This window comes from Colwellia marinimaniae (assembly GCF_002207865.1).
Taxonomy (GTDB): Bacteria; Pseudomonadota; Gammaproteobacteria; order Enterobacterales; family Alteromonadaceae; genus Colwellia; species Colwellia marinimaniae.
In genome coordinates this window covers 71,241-82,791 of the sequence record NZ_BDQM01000016.1, presented here as the reverse complement: position 1 = coordinate 82,791, position 11,551 = coordinate 71,241, and the positions used below count along the sequence as shown (strand labels likewise).

General features: G+C 40.9%; 6 protein-coding genes. 3 read left to right on the top strand and 3 right to left on the bottom strand.

Going from position 1 to position 11,551, the window contains the following annotated elements:
* The first annotated feature begins 61 nt into the window (after nucleotides 1-61).
* Nucleotides 62-532, top strand: a complete 471-nt coding sequence (locus MTCD1_RS11090) for a hypothetical protein (protein WP_057183052.1) — start codon at nucleotides 62-64, stop codon at nucleotides 530-532.
* A 102-nt stretch (nucleotides 533-634) separates the two neighbouring features.
* Nucleotides 635-1,492 (top strand): PA4780 family RIO1-like protein kinase, encoded by an 858-nt coding sequence (locus MTCD1_RS11085; RefSeq protein WP_057183053.1) that lies wholly within the window; start codon nucleotides 635-637, stop codon nucleotides 1,490-1,492.
* Between the two features lie 150 nt (nucleotides 1,493-1,642).
* Here the strand turns inward: MTCD1_RS11085 and MTCD1_RS11080 are convergent, their stop codons facing one another.
* The 3 genes from MTCD1_RS11080 to acnB all read right to left on the bottom strand — a co-directional run bounded on the left by MTCD1_RS11080 (nucleotide 1,643) and on the right by acnB (nucleotide 8,145).
* Nucleotides 1,643-3,736 carry a S9 family peptidase gene (locus MTCD1_RS11080; RefSeq protein ID WP_057183185.1) on the bottom strand — a complete coding sequence of 698 codons (2,094 nt, stop codon included), beginning with the start codon at nucleotides 3,734-3,736 and terminating at the stop codon, nucleotides 1,643-1,645.
* Between the two features lie 463 nt (nucleotides 3,737-4,199).
* The gene (gene trhO / locus MTCD1_RS11075; protein ID WP_082606602.1) at nucleotides 4,200-5,231 is read right to left on the bottom strand and encodes an oxygen-dependent tRNA uridine(34) hydroxylase TrhO; all 1,032 of its coding nucleotides are present in this window, start codon (nucleotides 5,229-5,231) and stop codon (nucleotides 4,200-4,202) included.
* 310 nt (nucleotides 5,232-5,541) lie between these two features.
* On the bottom strand, nucleotides 5,542-8,145 hold the full coding sequence (gene acnB, locus MTCD1_RS11070) for a bifunctional aconitate hydratase 2/2-methylisocitrate dehydratase (RefSeq protein WP_057183056.1): 2,604 nt from the start codon (nucleotides 8,143-8,145) through the stop codon (nucleotides 5,542-5,544).
* Between the two features lie 482 nt (nucleotides 8,146-8,627).
* Between acnB and MTCD1_RS11065 the strand changes: the two genes are divergently transcribed.
* Nucleotides 8,628-11,453, top strand: a complete 2,826-nt coding sequence (locus tag MTCD1_RS11065) for a bifunctional aconitate hydratase 2/2-methylisocitrate dehydratase (protein ID WP_057183058.1) — start codon at nucleotides 8,628-8,630, stop codon at nucleotides 11,451-11,453.
* The last annotated feature ends 98 nt before the right edge of the window (nucleotides 11,454-11,551 follow it).

The following is an 11,551-nucleotide window of genomic DNA, read 5'->3' as shown; positions in this document are numbered from 1 at the left end:
TGATGTGTCGAGAGTAATGGAATTGTGTGATCGAGACTGGATAAAAGTGGGAACTTAATTAATGCAATTGGTATTAGATATCAGTGATAATTTAAGAGCTATTGCAAGTCTTGGTTATCATGGAGCAATAGCTATACATATTAGCGACATCACAAAGTTCTGTACTTCAACTGATAACTTGGCCAATAACAAAAAACACACATGTTTGGTCTTAGGGAAAACCTTAGAAGAAAGCGGAACAAATCGAGTTCTTAATACCATAGGTCTAGCGATTCAAGAAGCAATTTATCAAACTGAAGGTAATGATGAGCTATCAACGAAAACCAAAGCTAGAAAAGCAGCCTTTCATGACCCTATTGAATCAGTGCTTTTTAACAAAGCTGGAGAGTTGATGATTAGAGATCCGAAATTATTTCAATATTGGCTGAGTAATGCCGTTAATTATGGTGAGGTTAAAGCGGCTAATATGCTGATAGAAGAAGCTATTTTACTATCAAAAAATAGACATTATAACCCTTGCTCAATCGAGTAACATATTGTGATAACAACTGCCAAATCTCAGCTAACTTTCAGCATCCAGCTCACAAACCAGCTTTTACTATCTTCCTTAACGCATCTAAGGTATAACAGCGCAATGAAAATTCCAAAGCGACTATTACCTCTCGTAGAAGAAGGTATAATTGATGAAGTGCTCAACCAATTAATGAGCGGTAAAGAAGCCACAGTTTACCGCGTTCGTTGCGGTGATGAAATTCGCTGCGCCAAAGTTTATAAAGAAGCTAACAAACGCAGCTTTAAAAAAGCGTCGCAATATACAGAAGGTCGAAAAAGCCGCAGTAGCCGACGCGCTAGAGCCATGGAAAAAGGCTCTAAGTACGGTAAGAGCCAACAAGAACAAGCTTGGCAAAATGCTGAAGTAGATGCCTTGTATACCCTTGCCGAACACGATGTGCGTGTACCGCAACCTTATGGCTGTTTTGATGGGGTGTTATTGATGGAGCTTATCACCGATGAAGAAGGAGATGTCGCACCACGACTAAATGATGTTGTTATGCCCGCTGAGCAAGCCATTGAAGATCATGCACTGATGATGATTTACATCATGCGCATGCTTTGTGCTGGTATAGTGCATGGTGATTTATCAGAATTTAATGTTTTAGTTGATGCTTATGGCCCTGTCATTATCGACTTACCACAAGCGGTTGATGCCTCGGCGAATAACAATGCCAAAGCGATGTTACTGCGTGATGTCAACAATATCACCAGCTATTACGCCGAGTTTGCCCCGACTCTAGCCTTAACTAAGTTTGCTGAAGAAATGTGGGCACTCTATGAAGCGGGTGAGTTAACGAATACCACCAAGTTAACCGGACAATTTGCCGAGGATACTCAAAACGCCGATGTTGAAACTGTGCTGGCAGAAATCCAAGCGGCTTTTGAGCAAGAGCAAGACCGACTGGCCTACCTTAAAGAGGCCGCAGAGCAAGAGTAATTAAAACCTAAGTTACTCTTCCAGATAACGCTTGTTTTAGCGCTACCTTTAGAAAATATTAGCTACTTTTTAACTATTAGTTCGAATGAAAAAGGCATATTAACCTAGGTTAATATGCCTTTTTGTTATATACACGTGACCATTCAGCCATTATTTCTTGGTATATTTTTCTAACCAGTTAAATACTTCCTCGTACCAAACCACTAAGTTATCAGGCTTACGAATATGATGATCTTCATCGGGGAACATCACTAAACGGCTATCAATACCTTTACGTTGCAAGGTAGTAAATGCCCCTAAGCTTTGTGCATACGGCACGCGGTAATCTAATTCACCTTGAATGACTAACATAGGTGTTTGCCAGTTATTCACATAAGCAGCAGGATTGAATTTTTCATAATCAGGACTTACCTTACCTTTATTACTACCCGTCTCTTTACCCCAAGAAGGGCCACCCATATCGTATTCTGGGAACCATAATTCTTCGGTAGTTTGATAAAAACTTGGCATGTCGTATAAACCAGCGTGATTGATCAAACATTTAAAACCGCTAGGCCAGTTGCCGGCAATCCAGTTCATCATATAACCACCGTAAGATGCCCCTAACGCACACGCATTATCACCATCTAACCAAGGTTGGTCTTTAACGATAAATTCCAAACCTTTTTGTAAGTCTTCTAATGGTTTACCACCCCAATCACGACTGATTGAATGAGTAAACTCTTGGCCATAACCAGTTGAACCGTGGAAATCGACCATCACTACACCATAACCCTGGGCTGCCCATAATTGCGCATTCCAGCGGTAATGGAACATATTACCAAAACTCCCTTGTGGGCCGCCGTGGACTAAAAAAGCAATAGGGTATTTTTTACCGGCTTCAAAATTAGCCGGCTTTAACCAGTAACCATAGACAGTTTCATCATGCCAACCTTTAAAGCTAAATTGCTTATAATCAGCAAAGTTAACATCAGCGAGTTTATCTTTATTAACAGCAGTGAGTTGCTTTAAATCATCGCCATGATTATCAATGGTAAAAATATCTTTTGGTGAGTTTAAGGTATGACGAGTAAAGTAAAGTTTGCTGCCATGGCTAGTTACATCACCGTTACTACCGACATTGTAAATTTTGCGCACTTCATCAAATTCAGGCGTAATAGAAAAAATACTCTTTTGACCAAGATCCTGGGCCACCACATACAAAGTCTTATTATCAGGTGCGAAAGCTAAGCTACTAATTGAGCGATCCCAATCACTGGCGACAGCACGAGTTTTACCCGTTCTGTTATCGCGAAGTTGTAAGGTAAATTTATCCGCTTCATAACCTGGTATTTTCATTGATTTATAAGCTAAGAAGCGACCATTGGCAGAATAAACTGGATTGGCATCCCACGCTTTGTTTTGTTCGGTAATATTTTTTAAGTTAAAAGCAGCTTGGCCTTTCGATAGTGCCACTTCAAAGATATCAAAGTTAGTAGTCCAAGCATGATCTTTAGCGGCAGCTTTACTGGAAGAGTCTTTCGCTGAAAATGCTAACGAGCTAGCATTTGGGTGAATAGTTACTTGACTGATACCAGCAAAATCACTTTGCCAGTTTGGCATTATATCTTGAGCGCTGTTAAGTAGACCGTCTTTACTTAGATGAGCAACAAATAAATGCTCTTTATAGGCTGTTGTCCAAACATCCCAGTGACGCACCATTAATTGTTCATAGGTGCGGATATTATATTTCTTCTCTTTATCAGCTTTTTTAGCCGCAACAGTACAAGCTAAGCTGTCACAACCAGGCTTAACGGTAAATGACAAAGCAAAGACTTGGCCATTTTTAGCTAACTTAAAACCGTTAATGGCTAATGGAAAGTCAGAGATTTGCTTGGCTTTATTTTCGTTTATGCCCTGTTGCCAAATTTGGCTACTACCACTACGTGCAGAGAGGAAGTACACCGATTGACCGTCATCCGCCCAAACCACATTACTTTCACTTTTCTCATGGTCGGTAAACTGGCTGACTTTGCCCGTGTTAACATCTTGTCGATAAAGATGATTGTCGCTAGCGCCTTTTTTCAAACCATAAATTAAAATATCTCCTTGAGGAGAAACACTAACATCATGTAATTTATTTAATTGATTTAGCTTTTCAACGGTAAAAACGTCGCTATTAGTGTGCGCAGTAGCATTTACCGACATTGATAGTGATACGGATGCAGCGAGAGAAATTGCTGCCAGGGTAAATAATTTTTTCATTTTTAATCTCATGTAAAACAGCCTAGATTGTGAGTGCAGCCAGAATATACAATCTACCTTTGTTAAGCAATATGGTCGGTGACGGTTAGCGGTTTAACGTTGTAAACTAAAACCACCAATGGCTGACACTAATTTACAGCGCAGCTAATATTTAGACCATAAAAAACGCCAGCTTGGTAATCAAGCTGGCGTTGCTATTGTTTTGTACCTTTCTGCTGAAAGCTTATTATTACTTAACCTGAACTCTGGATAATGAGTGCTTGATGGTTAAGTAAAAACAACGACTTACGGTTGTTAAGAACAAAATATACAAGATTAAGTAGCAATATACACTATCAATGTTTCAATTTATTCGATTATCAAGGCAAAACGTTTATGAATAACGGGTTATTTATCGACGTGTTAACGCTGAGAATCGGATAAAGGGGAATATTGAGCAAGTGCTGCTTATCCAGAGTTCAGGTTACTTAGCCGCTTGCTGCGCTTTTTTATCGCTTTTCTCTTGGCGGCGTTCTTCAATAAGGTTTTGAATATCACCACCAATATGGCTTTCACCACGTTGCTCAGCTAAAGAAATTTGACGCTGACGTTCCGCATAACGATTACGTTGCTGTTCAGTGACCTTGTCATGACAACGATGACAGCTTACGCCTTTAACATAATGCTCACCTTCTTTTTCCGCTTCAGTTAACGGAAAACGACAAGCAAAACATTGATCATATTGACCTTTTTCTAAGTCATGATTAACCGCGACCCGACCATCAAAAACAAAACACTCTCCTTGCCATAGAGTCTCGGTACTCGGCACTTCTTCAAGATACTTTAAGATGCCGCCTTCAAGGTGATAAACCTCTTCAAAACCTTGCTCTTTTAAATACGCGGTTGATTTTTCACAGCGAATACCACCAGTACAATACATGGCAACTTTCTTGTGTTTGTTTTTATCTAAGTTGTTCTTCACATACTCAGGAAACTCACGAAAAGTTTCGGTATTTGGGTTAATAGCATTTTTAAAAGCACCAATTTCGATTTCATAATCGTTACGGGTATCAACCAACAGCACATCTGGATCAGAAATTAAGGCATTCCAATCTTTTGGTTTTACGTAAGTACCGACCACGTGATTTGGATCAATACCCTCAACCCCCATGGTGACGATTTCTTTTTTCAACTTCACTTTAGTGCGGTGAAATGGATTTTCTTCACTATACGATTCTTTATGAGAGATGTTATCTAAACCGGGCTGCTTGCCTAAAAAATCCAGTACGGTATCAATACCCACTTGAGGGCCAGCAATCGTACCGTTGATGCCTTCGGCTGCTAATAACAAGGTGCCTTTGACCTCAACACTGGCCATTTTATTGGCTAATGGTTCACGTAATGCCTCAAAGTCCGCTAAACGCACAAACTTGTATAGTGCACAAATAGTAAAGGCATCACTTTTTTCTGCGGTAGCTGTGGTAGCTGTCGATAAATGGTTTGCTGATGAACTCATGGTTTCTCCATTGAACTAGCTGGAACGTAAATCCAGTGCTGTAGATTAAATTTTTAACTCAATAATAAACGTAAGCTTGGTCACGTTTTTAAGGAGGCGTATTTTAGCAGATAGTAGGTGATTTTACATGGTTAAATTTCAATCAAAAAAAACAACAACCAAAAACAAAAAACGCCGCTTTAAGCGACGTTTAAATATAAGAGCCTTGCTAACTTAACGCTGAGTTGATCGGCTTTAGAGCAAAGAGCGCGCACGGAGTGAGTACCCACGATGTCGCTATTAAGTCGATAAGCGACCAGTTAATGACAAATTAGGCTTCTACTTGCAGGATAACCTTATCCGCTTTACTGGTATAGTTTTCCATCTTATCGAAGTTTAAGTATCTGTAGGTATCCGCAGCAGTCGCATCAATTTTTCTTGCATAGTCAAAGTATTCTGCTGGTGTTGGTAATCTACCTAAAATTGCACTTACCGCAGTTAATTCAGCGGAAGCCAAATAAACATTAGCACCATTACCTAAACGGTTGGGGAAGTTACGCGTTGAGGTAGAAACAACAGTAGACTTATCAGCAACACGCGCTTGGTTACCCATACATAAAGAACAACCTGGTGTTTCAATACGCACACCAGCTTTACCATAAATGGCATAATAACCCTCGTCAGTAAGTTGATCTCTATCCATTTTAGTGGGTGGTGCAACCCACATACGGGTAGATAAGGTACCACCACTCTCTTCCATGAAAGCTTCCAGTAATTTACCCGCTGCACGGAAATGACCAATGTTAGTCATACATGAACCAAGAAATACTTCATCAATTTTTGTGTTCTCAACGGCTGATAAGAATTTGGCATCATCAGGGTCATTTGGACAACAAACGATAGGCTCTTTAATATCGGCTAAATCAATTTCAAGGATAAATGCATATTCCGCATCCTTATCGGCAGACATCAATGCTGGCTTGACTAACCACTCTTGCATGCCTTTAATACGACGAGTAATAGTACGGACATCGCCATAACCCTCACTGATCATCCACTTCAACATGACAATATTAGAGTTTAAGTATTCAGTAACGGCTTCTTCTTCAAGTTTAATAGAACAACCTGCAGCAGAGCGCTCCGCAGAAGCATCCGAAAGTTCAAAGGCTTGCTCAACCGTCAAACCTTTAAGACCTTCAATCTCCAAGATACGACCAGAGAATTCATTCACTTTGCCCGCTTTTTCTACCGTTAAGTAACCTGCTTTGATGCCGAAATAAGGTATGGCATGCACTAAGTCACGTAAAGTAATACCCGGTTGCATTTTACCGTTAAAACGTACTAAGAAAGATTCAGGCATATCAAGCGGCATAACACCCGTTGCTGCGGCAAAAGCCACTAAACCAGAACCCGCAGGGAAAGAAATACCTAAGGGGAACCGGGTATGAGAATCGCCACCAGTGCCGACAGTATCTGGTAATAACATCCGATTTAACCAAGAATGAATAACGCCATCACCTGGGCGAAGTGACACACCACCACGATTCATCATGAAATCAGGTAAGGTATGGTGAGTAATAACATCAATCGGCTTAGGATAAGCAGAAGTATGACAGAAAGACTGCATCACTAAATCGGCAGAAAAACCTAAACAGGCTAAATCTTTCAGCTCATCACGAGTCATAGGGCCGGTGGTATCTTGCGAGCCCACGGTGGTCATTTTAGGTTCACAGTATTGGCCAGGTCGAACACCGTCAAGACCACAAGCTTTACCGACCATTTTCTGTGCTAAGGTATAACCCTTAGTAGACGTTGCTGGCTCAACGGGTTTCTTAAATATATCGGTTGCTGCTAAACCTAGCGCTGCACGCGCACGCGACGTTAAACCACGACCAATGATGAGTGGAATACGACCACCAGCACGAACTTCGTCTAATAATACCGGACTCAGTTTAAAGGTAGAGATAACTATCCCCGCAGCATTCTTAACAACACCTTCATATGGATAAATGTCAATAACATCACCCATGTTCATTTTTTGCACGTCTAATTCAATCGGCAAAGCACCTGAATCTTCCATGGTGTTGTAGAAGATAGGGGCAATCTTGCCACCTAAACAGATACCGCCACCACGTTTGTTCGGGATATAAGGAATGTCATCACCCATATACCATAATACTGAATTAGTCGCCGACTTACGTGATGAGCCAGTACCAACCACATCACCAACATAAGCGAGTTGCATACCATCTTTTTGTAACGCTTGAATTTGCGCGATTGGGCCAACGTGGCCCTCTTTATCTGGATGAATACCATCACGAGCAATTTTAAGCATGGCTTTCGCATGTAAGGGAATATCGGGACGAGACCAAGCATCTGGTGCTGGCGATAAATCATCGGTATTGGTTTCACCGGTAACTTTAAATACTTTAACGGTAATTTTTGTCGCTACTTTATTTTTTGAGGTAAACCACTCAGCATCAGCCCAAGATTGCATAACTTGCTTAGCCGCCGCATTGCCCGCTTCAGCTTTTTCTTGTACATCATGGAAAGCATCAAACATTAATAAAGTATGTGATAAACCTTTAGCCGCTGTTGCCGATAATAGCTCGCTGTCTAATAAGTCAATCATAGCTTGAATGTTGTAACCACCTAACATGGTGCCTAGTAATTCAGTGGCTTTTTTAGCTGTTAATATCGGTGAGTTTGTTTCACCTTTAGCAATAGCTGTTAAGAATCCCGCCTTAACATAAGCAGCATCATCAACACCGGCTGGGATACGATTGCTTAATAAATCAATTAAAAAGGCTTCTTCCCCGTCTGGTGGATTTTTAACTAGTTCGACTAAGGCTGCTGTTTGTTCAGCGTCTAAAGCTTTAGGGTCGATATTTAAAGCTGCACGTTCCGCTACGTGATTACGATATTCTTGAAGCACGACATTCACCTTTGATAGGGATACTTACTACCCATCGGACTAATTAAGTATCCGAGATTAAAAATTATCGATACCTTACTGCTAATACGTGTTTAAAGTTAAAGAGCAGCAAGGAAAAATTACTATATACCCAAACTAATAGCTTGCGTACAAATGACTATATACCCGTTCTCCGGCAAGGTGCCTGTTCAGCAGCACCTTGAAGTTGAACGGGTATATCACTAAATATAGACGATAATTAATCTAAAGATGTGCCAAGAAACTTGCTCATTTCACTTTATCATATAAAAATATTTACTAGCAAAGTGGTATAACCACTATAACTATATCCACTACCAACTATAACTAACATGAATAGTGCTTATTTAAGCAAATGATTAGTAGTACATAGAAAATCAGGTAAAATAGAGATAAAATTTGTCCCTGCTAGTTACTATTAATTAGCAAATATTATTAGCATCTATTGCCTGAGAGAGTAGCGAATGAGTTTGTATATAGAGTACCTTAAAGAAATTGACAGTCGTAAAAAAGATCTAGCATTGGCTCCTTTGCCAATTGATGGCGCGGAGTTATTATCTGAGATTATTGCTCAAATTAAAGATGTCGCCAATGAGCATCGTGAAGATTCACTTAACTTCTTCATCTATAACACTTTACCAGGCACAACAAGTGCTGCAGGGGTAAAAGCGACTTTCCTAAAAGAAATCATCTTAGGCGAATCTGTACTAGCAGAAATTACCCCTACCTATGCTTTTGAATTGTTGTCTCACATGAAAGGCGGCCCTTCAATTGATGTACTGCTTGATTTAGCGCTTCTTGATCCAACACTGCCTGATAACGCAGCAGTATCAAAACCCGCAGCTGAAGTATTAAAAACTCAAGTATTTCTATACGACGCTGATACCGCTCGTCTGGCAACCGCGTTTAAAGCGGGCAATGTTATTGCCAAAGATATTCTTGAAAGCTACGCAAAAGCTGAGTTTTTCACTAAGCTACCAGAAATAGCAGAAAAGATTGAAATCGTTACTTATATTGCCGGTGAAGGTGACATATCAACTGACTTACTTTCTCCTGGTCATCAAGCTCACTCTCGTGCTGACCGTGAATTGCACGGCCAGTGTTTGATCACGCCAGAAGCGCAAGCAGAAATACAAGCATTACAAGTTAAGCACCCTAACGCTAAAGTGATGCTTATTGCAGAAAAAGGCACTATGGGTGTTGGTTCTTCTCGTATGTCTGGTGTTAACAACGTGGCACTGATAGCGGGTAAAAAAGCAAGCCCATACGTACCATTTATTAACATTGCCCCGGTTGTTGCCGGTACTAACGGCATCGCTCCTATCTTCCTGACTACTGTTGATGTAACTGGTGGTATTGGTCTTGACCTTAAAAACTGGGTTAAGAAAGTAGATGCCACTGGCAACAATGTTGTTGACGATAATGGCGATGCAGTGCTAGAAGAAGCTTACTCGGTAGCTACGGGCACTGTATTAACTATCGATACTAAAGCACAGAAGTTATATAACGGTGATAAAGAATTAGTTGACGTATCTTCAGCATTCACTCCACAAAAAGTGGAATTCATGAAAGCAGGTGGTTCTTACGCGGTTACATTCGGTAAGAAATTACAAACATTTTCGGCAGAAACTTTGGGCGTTGAAGCACCTGCTGTTTACGCAGCATCTAAAGAGATCTCACATGAAGGTCAAGGTTTAACTGCTGTTGAAAAAATATTTAACCGTAACGCAGTTGGTGTTGCTTCAGAAACTCCATTACATGCAGGCTCGAATGTTCGCGTGACAGTAAACATTATTGGCTCTCAAGATACTACCGGTCCAATGACATGCCAAGAGTTAGAAGCGATGGCTGCTTCTACTATTTCGCCAATCGTTGACGGTGCTTACCAGTCTGGTTGTCACACCGCATCGGTATGGGATGACAAAGCAAAAGCGAACATCCCTAAATTGATGAGCTTTATGAATAAATTTGGTCTTGTCACGGCTCGTGATCCTAAAGGCGCTTACCTGCCGATGACAGATGTTATTCATAAAGTATTGAATGATATTACTGTCGACGACCGCGCTATCATCATCGGTGGTGATTCGCATACTCGTATGTCTAAAGGCGTCGCGTTTGGTGCCGACTCAGGTACAGTGGCGATTGCATTAGCAACGGGTGAAGCGGCTATGCCAATCCCTGAATCAGTTAAAGTTACTTTTAAAGGTCACATGCAAGACCATGTCGATTTCCGTGATGTCGTGCACGCGACACAAATGCAAATGCTTAAGCAATTTGGTGGCGAGAATGTCTTCCAAGGTCGGGTGATTGAAGTACACATTGGTACTTTATTAGCTGACCAAGCATTCACTTTTACCGATTGGTCGGCAGAGATGAAAGCAAAAGCCTCTATCTGTATTTCTGAAGATGACACCTTAGTGCAATCACTTGAACTCGCTAAGAATCGTATTCAGATTATGATCAATAAAGGTATGGATAACCAAGCGAAAACACTTAACGGTTTAATTGCTATCGCTGACAAACGTATCGATGGCATCAAATCAGGCACTAGCCCTGCATTAGCACCAGATGATACCGCTAAGTATTACGCAGAAGTGGTGGTTGATTTAGATGCTATTGACGAACCTATGATTGCTGATCCTGACGTAAACAATGAAGATGTTTCAAAACGTTATACCCATGATGCAATTAGACCTGTTTCATACTATAAAGGCAGCAAAAAAGTAGATTTAGGTTTTGTTGGTTCTTGTATGGTTCATAAAGGTGACATGCAAATCATTGCACAAATGTTGCGCAACATGGAGGCGCAAGGTCAGAAGATTGAATTTAAAGCACCATTAGTGGTCGCGCCACCAACATACAACATTGTTGATGAGCTCAAAGCTGAAGGTGACTGGGAAATTTTACAAAAGTATTCCGGTTTTGAATTCGATGATGCACATCCAAAAGGTGCGGCTCGTACTAAGTACGAAAACATCATGTACCTTGAACGCCCAGGTTGTAACTTATGTATGGGTAACCAAGAGAAAGCTGAACCAGGCGATACAGTAATTGCTACGTCGACACGTTTGTTCCAAGGTCGAGTAGTAGCTGATACTGCAGAGAAAAAAGGTGAATCATTACTGGGTTCAACGCCGCTAGTTGTGCTGGCAACTATGCTGGGTCGCTTCCCTACCCTTGAAGAGTATAAAAGTGCGGTAGAAGGTATTAACTTAACTAAGTTCACGCCACCGACACATGAGATGACCACTAAGTTCACCGGTGAAGCTGTGCCAATTAAACTAGTCTAGTTCCTTACTAGGAGCTAGCTAGCAGCTCTATTTTAATAGCTCAAAAGAATAAAGCAGGAGGGTTACTTATAGTAAGTAACCCTCCTTTTTTTGCCTAG

Coding starts and splice junctions, on each gene's coding strand:
- MTCD1_RS11065 (WP_057183058.1), top strand. CDS start 8,628: ATGAGTTTGTATATAGAGTACCTTAAAGAAATTGACAGTCGTAAAAAA.
- MTCD1_RS11085 (WP_057183053.1), top strand. CDS start 635: ATGAAAATTCCAAAGCGACTATTACCTCTCGTAGAAGAAGGTATAATT.
- trhO (WP_082606602.1), bottom strand. CDS start 5,231: ATGAGTTCATCAGCAAACCATTTATCGACAGCTACCACAGCTACCGCA.
- MTCD1_RS11090 (WP_057183052.1), top strand. CDS start 62: ATGCAATTGGTATTAGATATCAGTGATAATTTAAGAGCTATTGCAAGT.
- MTCD1_RS11080 (WP_057183185.1), bottom strand. CDS start 3,736: ATGAAAAAATTATTTACCCTGGCAGCAATTTCTCTCGCTGCATCCGTA.